The organism is Arthrobacter sp. 05L417, from assembly GCF_056397865.1.
In genome coordinates this window covers 79,171-94,078 of record NZ_JBFTOG010000005.1, presented here as the reverse complement: position 1 = coordinate 94,078, position 14,908 = coordinate 79,171, and the positions used below count along the sequence as shown (strand labels likewise).

13 protein-coding genes are annotated in these 14,908 nt (G+C 63.6%); 9 read left to right on the top strand and 4 right to left on the bottom strand.

Going from position 1 to position 14,908, the window contains the following annotated elements; all coding sequences use genetic code 11:
• Positions 1–30: 30 nt before the first annotated feature.
• From AC1DJW_RS06710 to AC1DJW_RS06690, 5 genes are all read left to right on the top strand, one after another.
• Entirely contained in the window at positions 31–1,527 is a 1,497-nt protein-coding gene (locus tag AC1DJW_RS06710) for a CCA tRNA nucleotidyltransferase (RefSeq protein ID WP_284751014.1), read from the top strand.
• Entirely contained in the window at positions 1,528–2,112 is a 585-nt protein-coding gene (locus AC1DJW_RS06705; RefSeq protein ID WP_284751015.1) for a histidine phosphatase family protein, read from the top strand.
• A 583-nt stretch (positions 2,113–2,695) separates the two neighbouring features.
• Positions 2,696–2,836, top strand: coding sequence for a hypothetical protein (locus AC1DJW_RS06700; RefSeq protein WP_172465581.1), 141 nt, complete (start codon positions 2,696–2,698; stop codon positions 2,834–2,836).
• A 226-nt stretch (positions 2,837–3,062) separates the two neighbouring features.
• Positions 3,063–4,616 carry a glycosyltransferase family 87 protein gene (locus AC1DJW_RS06695; RefSeq protein ID WP_476901020.1) on the top strand — a complete coding sequence of 518 codons (1,554 nt, stop codon included), beginning with the start codon at positions 3,063–3,065 and terminating at the stop codon, positions 4,614–4,616.
• Positions 4,609–6,054: a phytoene desaturase family protein gene (locus AC1DJW_RS06690; protein WP_476901019.1), complete on the top strand. Its 1,446-nt coding sequence runs from the start codon at positions 4,609–4,611 to the stop codon at positions 6,052–6,054. The genes AC1DJW_RS06695 and AC1DJW_RS06690 overlap by 8 nt, the downstream gene beginning before the upstream one ends.
• Positions 6,055–6,256: 202 nt before the next feature.
• Here the strand turns inward: AC1DJW_RS06690 and AC1DJW_RS06685 are convergent, their stop codons facing one another.
• Positions 6,257–6,862 carry an NAD(P)-dependent oxidoreductase gene (locus tag AC1DJW_RS06685; RefSeq protein WP_459341951.1) on the bottom strand — a complete coding sequence of 202 codons (606 nt, stop codon included), beginning with the start codon at positions 6,860–6,862 and terminating at the stop codon, positions 6,257–6,259.
• A gap of 83 nt (positions 6,863–6,945) precedes the next feature.
• Here AC1DJW_RS06685 and AC1DJW_RS06680 point away from each other — a divergent pair, with 83 nt between their 5' ends.
• A complete protein-coding gene (locus tag AC1DJW_RS06680; RefSeq protein ID WP_284988547.1) occupies positions 6,946–7,338 on the top strand; it encodes a winged helix-turn-helix transcriptional regulator in 393 nt (130 codons plus the stop codon).
• Between the two features lie 71 nt (positions 7,339–7,409).
• Here the strand turns inward: AC1DJW_RS06680 and AC1DJW_RS06675 are convergent, their stop codons facing one another.
• Both AC1DJW_RS06675 and AC1DJW_RS06670 read right to left on the bottom strand, forming a co-directional pair.
• The gene (locus tag AC1DJW_RS06675; RefSeq protein ID WP_476901018.1) at positions 7,410–8,108 is read right to left on the bottom strand and encodes an ABC transporter ATP-binding protein; all 699 of its coding nucleotides are present in this window, start codon (positions 8,106–8,108) and stop codon (positions 7,410–7,412) included.
• A 38-nt stretch (positions 8,109–8,146) separates the two neighbouring features.
• A complete protein-coding gene (locus tag AC1DJW_RS06670) occupies positions 8,147–9,238 on the bottom strand; it encodes an ABC transporter permease (RefSeq protein ID WP_476901017.1) in 1,092 nt (363 codons plus the stop codon).
• Positions 9,239–9,432: 194 nt separating this feature from the next.
• On the opposite strand from AC1DJW_RS06670, the gene AC1DJW_RS06665 reads away from it, so the two are divergent.
• The 3 genes from AC1DJW_RS06665 (at position 9,433) to AC1DJW_RS06655 (ending at position 13,504) form a co-directional block, all read left to right on the top strand.
• Positions 9,433–10,794 (top strand): sensor histidine kinase, encoded by a 1,362-nt coding sequence (locus AC1DJW_RS06665; protein WP_476901016.1) that lies wholly within the window; start codon positions 9,433–9,435, stop codon positions 10,792–10,794.
• Positions 10,791–11,447, top strand: a complete 657-nt coding sequence (locus AC1DJW_RS06660) for a response regulator (RefSeq protein ID WP_284751023.1) — start codon at positions 10,791–10,793, stop codon at positions 11,445–11,447. The genes AC1DJW_RS06665 and AC1DJW_RS06660 overlap by 4 nt, the downstream gene beginning before the upstream one ends.
• 89 nt (positions 11,448–11,536) lie before the next feature.
• A complete protein-coding gene (locus tag AC1DJW_RS06655; protein WP_476901015.1) occupies positions 11,537–13,504 on the top strand; it encodes a penicillin-binding transpeptidase domain-containing protein in 1,968 nt (655 codons plus the stop codon).
• Positions 13,505–13,522: 18 nt separating this feature from the next.
• On the opposite strand, the gene AC1DJW_RS06650 is transcribed toward AC1DJW_RS06655, so the two are convergent.
• On the bottom strand, positions 13,523–14,887 hold the full coding sequence (locus tag AC1DJW_RS06650) for an aminotransferase class III-fold pyridoxal phosphate-dependent enzyme (protein ID WP_476901014.1): 1,365 nt from the start codon (positions 14,885–14,887) through the stop codon (positions 13,523–13,525).
• Positions 14,888–14,908 lie beyond the last annotated feature (21 nt).

Here is a 14,908-nt window from a genome sequence, read left to right as displayed (position 1 = left end):
CGCTGCGAAATCTGACAAGCTTAAGGAACTATGGCGCAAGTATTGGACAGTTCTTCAGTTAATTTCCAGATGGATCCAGTGGTCCTGGACCTCGGTCAGCGGTTCGTGGACGCTGGATTCGAACTGTCGCTGGTTGGCGGGCCGGTGCGGGACCTCTTCCTTGGCCGTGTCTCACCGGACCTGGATTTCACCACCGACGCCACTCCGGACCAGACCCTCTCCATCATCAAGAGGTGGGCAGACAATTTCTGGGAGATCGGCCGCGCCTTCGGAACGATCGGGATGAAGAAGTCCGGCTTCCAGATCGAGATCACCACGTACCGCGCCGAGGCCTACGATACCGATTCGCGTAAACCCGCGGTGGCTTTCGGCTCCTCGCTCCTGGACGACCTCCTACGCCGCGACTTCACCATCAACGCCATGGCCCTCCGGCTGCCCTCCCTGGAGCTCGTGGATCCGTTCGGCGGGGTCCGCGATCTCCATGCCTCGGTCCTCGCCACCCCGGGAGCACCGGAGGCGTCATTCTCCGACGATCCCCTGCGCATGATGCGCGCTGCCCGCTTCGCGGCACAGCTCGGCGTTGCGGTGCACGACGACGTCCGCCTCGCCATGTCCGGGATGGCCGAGCGGATCAAGATCATTTCCGCCGAACGGGTCCGCGAGGAGCTCGTCAAGCTCATTAACGGTGCGCACCCGCGCGCGGGCATCGACCTCCTCGTGGATACCGGACTGGCCGAATTCGTCCTCCCCGAGGTTTCCGCACTGCGCCTTGAAGCCGATGAGCACCACCGGCACAAGGACGTTTACCAGCACTCCCTGCAGGTCCTGGAGCAGGCCGCGTCGCTCGAGACCGGTCCAGACGGCCCGGTGCCGGGTCCTGACTTTGTGTTGCGCTTCGCCGCGCTAATGCACGACGTCGGCAAGCCGGCGACGCGCCGTTTCGAACCGGGCGGCGCGGTGAGCTTCCGCCACCACGACATGGTGGGCTCCAAGCTGACCGCAAAACGCATGAAGGCCCTGCGCTTCGACAACGACACCATAAAGGCCGTGGCGCGGCTTGTAGAGCTCCACATGCGTTTCTACGGCTACGGGGACGCGGGCTGGACCGATTCTGCCGTCCGCCGCTACGTCGCAGACGCCGGGCCTTTGTTGGAGCGACTGCACCGACTGACCCGGTCCGACGTCACCACACGTAACCAGCGCAAGGCGGAGCGGCTTTCCTTTGCCTACGATGACCTTGAGCAACGGATTGAGGTCTTGGCCGAACAGGAATCGCTCAATGCCATCCGGCCGGACCTGGACGGAGCGCAGATCATGGCTTTGCTGGGACTCAAGCCCGGACCCGTGGTCGGCCGCGCCTACAAGTTCCTGCTTGAGGAGCGCATGGAAAGCGGTCCATTGTCCCAGGAGGAGGCCGAGTCCAAGCTCCTGGCGTGGTGGTCAGGGCAACCCGAGTCCGCCGTCGAACTTTCATCGGAACCAGCCGTCGATGCCAAAACAGGCACCGCCGAACCAGAGGAGTCCTAAGTGAACCCTGCATCCAAGCCCTCCCGGCCTCAGCTCTGGATCATGCGTCACGGAGAGACCGAATGGTCCAAGAGTGGCCAATACACCGGTTTGACGGACCTTCCCTTGACAGTGGAAGGCGAGCAGCAGGCCGTGGAAGCCCGCAAGATCCTGGAAGGCATCGACTTCGACTTGGTCCTGACATCGCCGCTGCGCCGAGCCCGGCGCACCGCGGAGTTGGCGGGCTTCCCCGACGCCGTTCATGAACCGCTTGCCGTGGAGTGGAACTATGGCGACTACGAAGGCATCAGCTCGGACCTCATCCGCAAGGACAACCCTGACTACCTCATCTGGTTCGATGGAGTCCCGAATGGCGAGACGCTCGACTCCGTGGCGGCCCGTGCCGACAAGATCATTGCCCGCGTGCTGGAGTCCGGGATGGACAACGTCCTGATTGTCGCCCACGGCCATTTCTCCCGCATCCTTACGGCCCGCTGGCTTGAATTGGACGCCCGGGAAGGACGCCACTTTGTCCTGGGAACAGCCAAAGTTTGTACCTTGGGATGGGACAAGCGGACGCCGGCCATTCTTCGCTGGGGACTGTAAGAAGAATTAATTTCTAAATTGTTTGTAATTGGCTGGTCAACAGCGCGATTCATGGTGTAACTTTATTTTTGATCCCAGAGCGATCTGCCGGGATTGAGGCGTGCGCTATCCAGTCAGTCAGCTGGGCTAGTGCCAAAGCAGAAAAGGAGGTTGGGAAAATGATTACTTTGACTAGCGGATGGAAGATGACCGTTGCTGGCACCCCGGCCTTTGCTGCTCGACGCCGTTTTGCGGCCTAACTCCCCCTGATGTACTTCCTGCCCTGATTATTTGGGGCAGTTCAAGGTGCAATCAGGCTCCGAGTTTGGCCTGCCATTGAGCGGTATCACGCGATCGACGTGGTGCGCAGTTTCCTCATAGTTCGGAACCAGCTTCTTGTTGGGGACGGCTGCCCCTGGATACCACGTACCGGAGCTCCATGCTCCTGTACTGTCCACGGTCATTCGCGAAATCCGCTTAATCCACTCATTATTGCCCGGCATTCACATGCCTAATTCTGCCGCTTTTTTCTTCGAATTCAGGGGGCTTAATTGTCATGCCTAAATTCCGGCAATTCTCTTCAATGACGAAAGGAGGTGAACCCTTGGCCAAGCGCCTCAAGGACCTGATGGTCTTCAATGGCAAGCCCGTCGTCAAAGACAAGACCCTCTTCAACGGTCAACTGTTGGACCAACGCCGGGAAGACGTATACGTCGTCCTGCATCAAATGGGCATCATCCGCTGAGTGTCCCCCACAGTTGCAATTCAGGAGGGACTGATGGCACACATCGGACCGTTCGCCTCGGAAGCCCACGCGGCTATGCGTGGGCTTCCGCCTTTTAAAGGCTCAACGGGCGGCCGGGCCGGGTGCGGCCGGTTAAAAGCTCAACGGGCGGCCGGGCCGGGTGCGGCGGGCCCGGCCCTGGCGGGACTCGACGCCGTCGGGGGCGGCTGAAGGTAAGCTCGATTCCATGCAGGAGACGAAGCCGCACATCCAGCAAAGGCGTGCGCGCTTTGTGGTTCCCAGCCGTAGCGACTCCCTGCTGGGGAACTTCACCGAACTGATCGGAGGACCCCTCGGGCGGCGGTCCTCCCCTGGAGCCGTCTCCCCCGGATTCTTCACTGTTGAACGGGTCCTGATCATCCTCACGATCGTTGCCGCGCTCATGTCGATCCTGATCAAGGGCTATTGCCGCGTCAATGGCTGGCACACCCCCCAACAGTTTTACGCGACCTGTTACTCGGACTTCCCCGAACTTTTCAGCAGCCGGGGCCTTGCGGATGGCGTGTTTCCGCTCTTCGACCAGAAAACCCTCTTCGAGTACCCCGTGATCACGGGGCTTATAGCGGGTGTCACCGCATGGCTCGTACCAGGGCACGGTGCCAGCCCCGATCGGATCCTTGGCTACTTCGATGTCAACGCCACCCTCATTGCGGCCATGTGGATAGTGGTCGTTCTGGCCACCGCACGCATCAACCGACGCCGCCCGTGGGACGCTGCCATGGTGGCCCTGGCACCCGCGATCGTGCTGGCCGGATTAATCAATTGGGACATGTGGGCCGTGGCCATGCTCGCGGTTGGGATGTACTTCTTCGCGAAGGAACGCCCCGTCCTGGCCGGTCTGTTCATCGGCTTGGGAACAGCCACCAAGCTCTACCCGGTGCTCATACTGGGTGCAGTCTTCCTACTGGCGGTACGCAGCGGCCGGCTGCGGGTCCTCTTTGTGACAACCCTGTCAGCCGCGGTAGCGTGGCTCGCGGTCAACGCCCCGGTAGCCGCGGTGAACCCAGCCGGCTGGCGGTACTTTTTCGACTTCACCCAGGACCGCCCCGCCGGATACAGCTCGTTGTGGTTCGCCTATAACCTCGTTGCCGAACGCCTGCGGCTGTCCCAACTTGGTCCCGGAGCCATCAACGCCTTGGCGATGGACATGTTCCTCCTTGCGTGCGTTCTGATTGCAGGATTGGCCTTGACAGCGCCTCGGCGACCGCGGCTGGCCCAGTTGACGTTCTTGATAGTGGCAGCCTTCGTCCTGAGCAATAAGGTCTATTCGCCCCAATATGTCCTGTGGCTAGTGCCATTGCTGGCTTTGGCCAGACCCCGCTGGCTCGATTTCCTGGTCTGGCAGGCAGCCGAGGCGTTGCATTGGGCCGCCACGTGGATGTATCTCGGTCAGATCAGCAGCGGCGGGGCGGCGCAGAACAACATCGATATGCCGTACTACGTCATGGCCGTGATTCTACATATGGCCGTAACGGCATATTTGATGCTGAGGGTTGCGTGGGACATCTGGGAGCCCCACCTGGATCCCCTCCGAGTCCAGGGTGTGGATGACCCTCACGGCGGTGAGTTCAATGGTGCCGAGGATTGGTTCCGGGTGGACCTCAAGAGTCCAGCGTCATCGGTGTTGCCTTGGCGGCGGGTAGCTGCGTCCTCCGGCGCGTCCAAGTCGACTGGCGATGCCGCACAGCCTGAGCACGATTCATTGCCTTCCACGCGCGGCGAGGGTGAACGCGATGGCTGACGTCGCCGTCGTCGGCTCCGGACCGAACGGCTTGGCCGCCGCTGTGGTCATGGCTCGCGCGGGACTGGCTGTGCGGGTGTACGAGGCTGCCGAGACGATCGGTGGGGGAACACGGACGGCTGAACTGCTGGAACCGGGACATCTCTACGACGTCTGTTCCGCGGTCCACCCGATGGCGCTGGCTTCGCGCTTCTTCCGGGATTTTGAACTCGGGCGGCGCGTGGAGCTCCGTTTGCCGGACGTCCAATACGGAACTCCGCTCGACGGCGGCAGGGCGGCCCTCGCGTATCGCTCGCTGGAGCGGACCGCTTCTGAACTCGGGGCAGACGGAGCTGCGTTTACCCGCCTGATGGGGCCGTTGGTAGAGCGGCTGGGCGGGGTGTTGGACGTGACGCAGAATCAGCTGCTACGGATCCCGGCCAATCCGGTGGCGGCTTTACGACTCGGCCTGGCAACCTTGGAGCAGGGTTCGCCGTGGTGGAACCGGCGCTTCTCCGGGGATGCGGCGCCAGCGCTCTTGACTGGTGTCGCGGCGCATGCCGTGGCGCCGCTTCCTTCGCTCGCCGCTGCGGGGGCGGGACTCCTTCTGGGTGCGCTGGCTCACGCCGGCGGGTGGCCGATTCCGATTGGTGGCTCGGCGGCGATCGCCGATTCCATGGTCCGGGATATCGAGGCCCACGGTGGAGTGGTAGAGACCGGTGCGCAGATCGATTCCTTGGAAGAGCTGCGTCCGGCGAAGGCGATCCTGCTCGACGTCGCTCCCCCGGGACTGTTGCGTATGGCGGGTACAGCGCTTCCCGGGCGCTACAGGCGGTCGATGGAAACATTCCGCTTCGGGAATGCAGCATGCAAGGTTGATTTCATCCTGTCGGGGCCGGTGCCCTGGTCGGCTCCAGGGCTGGCCGCCGCCGGAACGGTTCACGTCGGTGGCACTCGTGCCGCGATGGCCGAGGCCGAGAACCTGGTAGCCTCTGGCCGGCATCCCGCGAAGCCGTACGTCCTGGTGGCCCAGCCATCCATCGTGGATCCCGGGCGCGCTCCCGCTGGGCGGCGCATCCTCTGGTCCTATTGCCACGTGCCCAAGGGATCGACCGTTGACATGGCCGAGGCGGTCATGTCGCGGATCGAGGAATTCGCGCCGGGTTTTCGCGACGTGGTGGTTGGCTGGAAGACGACGACGGCGGCAGGCTTGGCCGATTACAACGAGAACTATCTGGGCGGCGATTTCAGTGCGGGGATCATGGACATTCGAGGGCTCGTGCAGCGTCCCGTGTTCTCCCCGGTCCCGTGGCGGACCCCTTTGCCCGGAGTGTACTTGTGCTCCTCGTCCACGCCCCCTGGGCCCGGAGTGACAGGAATGCCCGGGTACCACGCCGCTAAACATGCCTTGAAGGACATGTTCGGCCTGCAGATACCCGGGCTTGGCTTAGGCGCGTAACCACCCCCCGACGCTCGCTCACCTATGCCGTCGAAATCCGGGACGCTCGCTCACCTATGCCGGAAAGATCCCAAACGCTCGCTCACCTATGAGCCCAATCGACGGATCGCTCCTGCAGATAATCTGCAGGAGCGAGCGGTGTTTTTCCCTTATATGTGAGCGGCGTTGGCAAATGGGCCGTCAGATGTGAGCGGGCGTTGGGTTAGTTGGCTGCTGTGAAGCGGGCGCGGCGGTGGGCCGGAGTTTCGATCTCATCCAGCATGGCTACGGCGTAGTCCTGCGTGGAGATGGTGTTGCCGGCTGGGGAATCCTTGGCAGTGGAGTACTTTCCTGTGCGCTCACCTGGCTGGATGACGGGCGCGGGTGCGAGTACGGTCCAGTCCAAGCTCTCGGGAGCTTCCTTGACGGCGGCGAAAGCTGCGGCCGCGGTGGTGGCCTCGGCCTTGTAGGCCCCAGGGAAGTCGGGCGAATCGAGGAGCCGAACGCCGTCAATCTCCAGCGTGCCTGCGCCGCCGACGATCATGAGGCGCGTGCCTTCTGCGTTGCTGTAGGCGGTGTCCATTGCCGCGAGCCACTCTCCGTGGTCGCCGCCGGTGCGGCTCGGGCCGGTGGCGAGGATGACGGCGTCGTGCTCTTTGGCGATCTCCGCGAAGCTCTGGCCATCAGCGAGATCGGCAGCGAGGGCCTTCGCTCCGGCAACCTCTGAGCCCTTGCGGGAGATGGCAGTGACTTCGTGGCCGCGGGTGAGGGATTCGTTGACGATCTGGCTTCCGACCATGCCTGTTGCGCCGTAAACTGCGATTTTCATGACTCTCCTTGGGTTGCTATCCTTGCAATACGAAAAACAGTATCTAATTGATACTGATAGCTTCAAAGGAACTTAGTTACCTCATGGATACCAATGATCTGCCAGCAAACGTCCTCGACCCTGATTGCCCGTCCCGAGTGATCTTTCAGCGCATCGGAGACAAATGGGCCTCGTTGGTGGTCCAGGTCCTCGCGGACGGCCCCATCCGTTTCTCCGAGCTTCGCAAGATGGTCCACGTGGTGACGCCCAAAGTGCTGACCCAGACCCTTCGCACCTTGGAGCGCGATGGTCTCATCACCCGGACTGTCCACGCGCAAGTGCCCCCGCGTGTTGACTATGAACTGACCGAACTTGGAGCATCCCTATTGGAACCATTGACACTCTTGCGCCTTTGGGCCGAGGACCACGTGCCCAGCATTCTCAAGGCTCGCGACGCTTATGACGATGCCCAGGACGAGGCTGTCATCGGGGGCTGACCCTTCGTTTCTTGCCCAACTGACTCGCAGTTGTTGTCGTTTTGAGGCCTCATAACGACAACAACTGCGAGTCAGTTGGGTGCTCCGACGGGGACGCCCACACCGAGGCGCCCGTCCCGCATGGTTGCGACCGAATCGGTGAGCGGCAGGAATTCGGTGTCGTGCGTGACCATGACGGTGGCCGTCGCGAACTCGTCCGTGACCTGGCGCAGCAGCCGCACGATCGATTCACTGCGCTCGTGATCCAAGGCTGCCGTCGGCTCGTCGACAAGCAGCACTCGGGGCTGGCCCATGAGCGCCCTCGCGATGTTCACGCGCTGCCGCTGGCCTCCTGAGAGCTGGTGCGGCCGCTTGTTGAGAGAACTCCCAAGCCCGACGACGTCGAGCAGTTCCGTAGCGCGCTTGCGTGCCGCTTTGGCCGGCTTCCCCCGGAAATGGTCGCCGATGATCAACTGCTCGACGGCGGTCAGCGAAGGAAGCAGATTGGGTTGCTGGAAGATGATGCCCACCTTCTCCCGGCGCAGGGAAGTGAGTTCGGTGTCCTTGAGTCCTGTGGCATCCGTGCCGTCGATGATAACGAGCCCTGAACCCGGCCGGACCAATGTCGCCGCGACTGCCAGGAGCGAGGACTTCCCGGAGCCGGACGGGCCCACGAGGGAAAAGAATTCGCCGGCGTCCACGCTGAGATTTACGCAGTCCAGGGCCTTGAGGGTGGAATCGCCGTCCGGATACTCCAGGGTGACGTTCACGAGGTTGAGTACGGGGTTCATTGATATGCCTTTCGTGGAATATTTGGGGGTGGATTGGCCTAGTTGCCGCCGAGGGCAATGAGTGGATCCACTCTGGTGATGCTGCGTACCGCCAGCGCCGCACCGCCAAGCCCAAGGACCACGATCCCGGCAATCGGGACGAGCGTAGTCAGCGGAGTCACGAGGAACGGGGCCGCCTTGGCAGCAAAGAAGCCGCCCAGCACGCCCAGGCCGCCACCGAGTCCCGCGCCGGCGAGCAAGACGATTCCCGCCTGGACCAGGGCGTCCCGCACCACGTAGCCGGACGAGGCACCCATGGCCTTAAGCACCGCGATGTCGCGGGTGCGCTGAACAGTCCAGACGGTCAGGAATGCCACGATGACAAGGGCCGAGATGCCGTAGAGGAAAGCCTGCATCAGCATGAGGGAGCCGTTTTCGCTCTTGTAGGAGCCGAGGGCCTGGAACGAACCATTCGGAGTGGCGCTGACAGTGCCGGCCGCCGCATTGGCGGCGTCGAGGTCCACGGTGGCTCCGGCGTCGTACGTCACGGCAAGGATCGTCCCAATCGATTCCCCTGCAGGAATATGCGCAAGCTTCTGCCACGTAGCCCGGGAGGTCCAGACGACTGCGGTGTGCGAATACCACTCATCCTGGGTGATGGCGGAAACCGTCAGTTCGGTACCGCCCACCGTCACCCGGCTCCCGGTACTCAGAGAGAGTTCCTTCGCCAAGGACTCCCCGACCACCGCGTCACCCTCCTTGACCGCTACTGGCGAGATGCCGCCGTCGGCCCCGAAGACTGCGACGTTGGCAGTGCCGGCAGCATTATTGGAGGAATCGAGGGACTGAAACCGCGTCTGGCTGATACCAACGGCTTCGGCAGAAGCAACCCCCGGCCGGTTCCGCCAAGCTTCCAGCTGTTGGTTCGAGACTTCCGATTCCGTATAGGAGGCCCTCGCCTCGCCCCCGGCCGGCGCACCGAAGGCGATTTGCTGCGCCGGAAGGGCTGCAATGGCCGACGTCGACTGGTTGCCGAGGCCCGCCGTCAGCCCGGAGAGCATGACGAGGAGGAGTGTGATGAGGGCGACGACGCTTCCCATGAGGGCGAAGCGGCCCTTGGCGAAGCGGATGTCGCGCACGGCGAGAAACATGGAATTCCTTTGGTTCGGAGGCGATCTTCTGGTCTTGTTTCAACTCTCCGGGCAGGGGACGCGTGAAGCATCGGGAAGTGGATGGACCCATCCGATCGCCTTGGTTGACCCGCGGATCAACCGTTCGGTTGATTGGGCACGAATACGGCGGAACCGGGCCAAAAGTGTCGGAGGGCGAGGCTACGCTGGAAGGCATGCAGGGAGACGATTCGCCGCGAGCCACCGCGCAGCCCAGCGTTACGGCGCAGCCCAAAGAGACGGCGCAGCCCGGAGAGCCGGCGCAGCCCAGTGGCTCCGCGGTGATTTTGCGTGTCCTGCGCGTCAGCCTGCACGTCGGTTTTGCGGTGCTTCTCTTGGTGGCAGTCGTCAGGCTTGCGGTCGCGGGCCTTTCGGCATTCGCCACTTGGGCAGGCCTCGGTCTTGCCCTGCTATTGGCTGCCGTCTACCTCTTGGGGACGGTTCTAGAAAAGAGACACGCCGGCAATTCCGAGCGTTTCGATCCGAAGCCATATGCGCGCTGGTGGCTCGCCGTCGTTGGTTTCCTGTGGCTGCTGCTCATGCTGATCACTCCGGACTTCGCTTGGATAGCTTTCCCGTTGTTCTTCGTGCAATTGCATATCTTGCCGCGGCGCTTCGCACTGCCCGCGATAGCTGCAAGCACCGCACTCCTGATCGCGGCCATGTGGTTCCATAACCGTGGTGCCGGGGCGGATGCCTTGCAACTTGCCATGGTCCTCGGGCCTGTTTTCGGGGCCGCGTTCGCTGTTGTCACCGGCCTGGCGTATCGGGCGCTTTACGTGGAGGCAGAGAACCAACGCCTCGCCGCCGAGGAATTGCGCCGCACCCGGGCCGAGCTGGCACGTAGCCAGCACGACGCCGGCGTGCTGGCTGAGCGCGAAAGGCTCGCCCGCGAAATCCACGACACCCTGGCGCAGGGATTTTCGAGCATCGTCCTGATGGGGCGCTCGGCGGAGAAAGCCCTCGACGTCGGTGACCACGCCGCTGCCCGCGACCGACTCAGGACAGTCCGGGAGACAGCAGCCAGCAACCTGGCGGAGGCCCGCAATTTTGTCCGGGGACTCGGGTCCCCGGAACTGGTCGAATCCTCCTTGGCGGACACTCTGCGGCGTCTCTGCACCAAGACCGAGGCCGAGGCCGCCGCACGCGGAGCCACGTTGCGCTGCCGCTTCGAGCTCCAGGGCACTCCGGTGCCGCTGCCCAACCCTTACCAGACCACCTTGTTGCGCGCGGCTCAGTCTTCCCTAGCGAACGTGTGGGCGCATGCCCAGGCGAGGACCGCCGTCGTCACTCTCTCCTTCCTGGACGCCGAGGTGACCATGGACGTGTTCGACGACGGTGCGGGCTTCGACCCCGCAGCGGCCGCCGCCGCGGCAGCCCGCGGTGACGGAACCGGCGTCGGGCTCAAGAGCCTGCGCGAACGGCTCGCCGCGCTGAATGGAACGCTCGAGGTCGAGTCGGCTCCCGGCGAGGGGACTGTGGTGGCAATCCGGCTTCCGCTGGTTGCTGGCAGCGCAGCTCTGGAGGCGTCCCCATGACCAACATCAGGGTTTTGCTGGTTGACGATCATCCCGTGGTCCGAGCGGGGCTCCGCGCCATGCTTGCAGACTTCGAGGGAGTCCAAGTGGTGGCGGAGGCGGCCGACGGCGGAGCCGCGTTGGCGGAACTGTCGAAGCTCCACACCCTCGGCGAACCCGTGGACGTGGTTCTCATGGACTTGCAAATGGGCTCGGGAATGGACGGCGTCACCGCCACAGGCAAGATCAAAGCCGGTGAAGCCGGAACTCCCCCACCGCCGGTCCTGATCCTGACCACGTACGACAACGACGCCGATATCCTCGCCGCAGTGGAAGCCGGTGCCAGCGGATACATGCTCAAAGACGCGCCACCCGAGCAAATCCGGCAGGCCGTGGTATCTGCTGCAGCGGGTCAGACGGCCCTGGCTCCCGAGGTTGCCGCGCGGCTCATGGGCAGGATCCGCAATCCTGTGCATGCCCTGAGTGCGCGCGAAGTCCAACTCGTGGAGCTCCTGGCCACCGGCATGAGCAACCGTGCGATGGCGAGGGAACTCTTCATCTCCGAGGCCACGGTCAAGACCCATTTGGTGCATATCTACAGCAAGCTGGGCGTCGACAACCGGACGGCGGCCATCGCGGTGGCGACTCAACGCAGGATCATCCGCAGCCAGTAGGGTCGGCGCGCAGCTCTTGAGCATCACAAAAGCGCAACGTGCTGTGATTTGGATCATTCCTGTCGGCCCAAGAAGGCATAATGGCGCAAATGGGGAAAACTAAAAACATTGTCCTGGGGCTTGCCGCCCTGATGATTGCTGGGTCGCTGACCGCTTGTGATGACGGCCGCTCCGGGGCGGAAGGCGCTGCCAAGCAGCTCGCGTCGTCCCTGGCAGCGCTCGACGTCGGATCGCTCGCCGTTGACGGCAAAGACGCCGCAGCGGCAAACGAGCAGCTCAAGGCGGTGTTTGCGGCCCTCGATCCGGCCAAGCCTTCCGTTGAAAGCGGTGCGGTGAAGCTCGACGGCGACAAAGCGTCGGTCCCGCTCAACTTCACGTGGAAGATCGGAACTGCGGAGTGGAAGTACACCTCCCAGGCCGCACTGAAGAAATCAGGCGACAAATGGGCCGTCCAATGGACTACAACACTCTTGGAGCCGGACTTGAAGGACGGCGAAGTCCTGGACAAGACCGTCACTGCGCCAACCAGGGCCGAGATCCTCGGCGCAGGGGACTCGAAATTGGTCAGCTACCGTCCTGTGGTTTACGTCGGCATCGACAAGACTACGATCGGAGCCGCGGATCCCGCTGCTTCAGCGGCGAAGCTGGCGCAACTGGTCGGCGTGGATGAAGCGGCGTATGTGAAACAAGTCCAGGCGTCCGGCCCGCAGGCTTTCGTCAGCGCCATCACCCTGCGTCAGGACGGCCGGACGATCACGGACCAGCAGATTGCTGCTATTCCAGGTGCCCGTGGCATTCCCGATTCACTGCCTTTGGCACCGACACGCACCTTCGCCCGTGCTGTGCTGGGTACCGTCGCTGAGGCAAGCGCCGAACAGATCCAAAAGGCAGGGGGTGCCTTCAAAGCGGGAGACGTCGTCGGGACCGGGGGCCTGGAGGATCAATACGACGCCCAGCTTCGTGGCCAGGATGGGGTCTCCATCAAGGCCCGTCCGCAAGGCATGACCGACGACCAGATCAAGGCCGCGAAGCCCGACCCACGCCGGGTGCTTTTTGCCGTCGACGCCAAGCCTGGCGATCCGCTGAAGACAACCCTGGATCCGCGCCTGCAGCAACTCGCCGAAGACACCTTGGCCGGCGTTGGCCCGGCTTCGGCAATTGTCGCGCTCCGCCCCTCCACCGGCGCCGTCCTCGCAGCGGCTTCCGGCCCCGGAAGCAACGGCTACAACACGGCAATGCTCGGCCAGTACGCGCCGGGCTCCACGTTCAAGATCGTCGATTCCCTCGCCTTGATCCGCAATGGAATGACGCCCGATTCCAAGGTTGAGTGCACACCAACAATTACCGTGGATGGCCGGACTTTCAAGAACGCCGAAGGTTATCCAGAGTCGTCGCTCGGCTCTGTCGCTCTGCGGGACGCTTTTGCGCATTCGTGCAACACGGCCTTCATCAGTTCCCGGGACAAGGTAAGCCAAGCTCAGCTTGAGTCGGCGGCAACCTCATTGGGAGTGGCAGTCCAAGCCCCGAAGCTGGGGGCCGAGGCTTTCTTGGGCTCAGTACCGGGAAATGCAGACGGCACCGAGCACGCAGCTTCGATGATTGGCCAGGGCAAAGTGCTGCTTTCCCCGCTGGCCGCAGCGATTATGGCCGCCTCGGTGGCCCATGGCGCTCCGGTGTCGCCGCAACTCGTCCTGAACCCCGGCTCAGTCTCAGCGGGTGCCACGACGACGGCGTCCGGGCCGCCGTCGTCGTCGGCCTTGCCCTCCGCGCCGGCGTCCGACAAGCCGGTCACCCCGGCGGAGGCAGCCGCGCTCGGTGACATGATGAGGGCCGTGGTGACCTCCGGCCACGCCGGTTTCCTCGCGTCGGTGCCCGGGGCGCCCGTCGGTGCGAAGACCGGGACGGCCGAATTCGGAAACGAGAACCCGCCCAAGACACACGCCTGGATCGTCGCAGTGCATGGAGACCTGGCAGTGGCAGTATTCGTGGAAGACGGTGGCCTCGGTGCGACGACCAGCGGCCCGCTGCTCAAGTCGTTCCTGACCGCGGCCGGCTGACGCCAGGGAACTACAGCTTTAGGGAACCAGTCCGTCGGCGATGTCCAGCACGTCGTCCAGGATTGCCAGGCCGGCCTCGAGGTCGTCAACGCTGATGTTGCACGGCGGGACTACGTGGATGCGGTTGAAGTTGGCGAAGGGGATGAGTCCGCGGGACTTGCAGGCGGCCACGAGTTGGTTCATTTCCGGGCTTGAGGAGCCATAGGCGGCCAGGGGTTCCCGGGTTTCACGGTCGCGGACCAACTCGAGTGCCCAGAAGACGCCCTTGCCGCGGACCTCGCCCACGGACTTGTGCCGTGCGGCGAAACCGGCAAGGGCAGGCCCGATCACCGTCCCGCCCAACAGGTCAGCGTGTTCCACTATGCCCTCGCGTTCCATGGCGTTGATGGTGGCGACGGCTGCGGCTGTGGCCAAGGGGTGGCCGGAGTAGGTCAGGCCGCCGGGGTACACGCGCTTGCCGAACGTCGCCGCGATCTCCGGGCTGATCGCCACTCCGCCCAGCGGCACGTACCCGGAATTCACCCCCTTGGCGAAGGTCAGCAGGTCCGGGACGACGTTGAAATGCTCGACGGCGAACCACTTGCCCGTGCGGCCGAAGCCGGCCATGACCTCGTCGGCGATGAACACGATGCCGTACTTGGTGCAGAGCGCCCGGACGCCCTGCATGTATCCGGCCGGGGGCACGTAGATTCCTGCCGTTCCAGGTATCGATTCCAGGATCAGTGCCGCGATGGTGGATGGGCCCTCGAATTCGATGAGCTGCTCGAGGTGCTCCAAGGCGCGCTGGCTCTCTTCCTCTTCCGTGGTGGAGTGGAAGACGGTGCGGTAGAGATAGGGCGGGAAGAAGTGGATGGTGCCGGTGGAGCCGTTGTCGTTGGGCCAGCGGCGGGGGTCGCCCGTGATGTTGATGGCGAGTTGGGTGCCGCCGTGGTAGGAGCGGTAGGCGGAAAGGACCTTCTGTCTGCCGGTGTGCAGCCGGGCCATGCGGACGGCGTGCTCATTGGCGTCTGCCCCGCCGTTGGTGAAGAAGATCTTGTTGAGCTCGCCCGGGGTCCGTTCGGCGATGAGGCGGGCTGCTTCGGAGCGGGCCTCGTTGACGTAGCTGGGTGCGATGGTGCATAGCTTCGCTGCCTGGGCTGCGATGGCGGCGACGACCGCGGGGTGCTGGTGTCCGATGTTCGTGTTGACCAGCTGGGAAGAGAAGTCGAGGTACTTGTTGCCCTCGCCGTCCCACACGTGCGATCCCTCGGCGGCCGAGATGACCATGGGGTCCAGCAGATCCTGGGCGGACCACGAGTGGAACACGTGCATGCGGTCCAGCTCGTAGGCGCGGCGTGCGGAGTCGATGTCGCTTTGAAGGGGCGTATCTACTGTCGAGGTCATGATTGATTCCGTTCCTGGAGG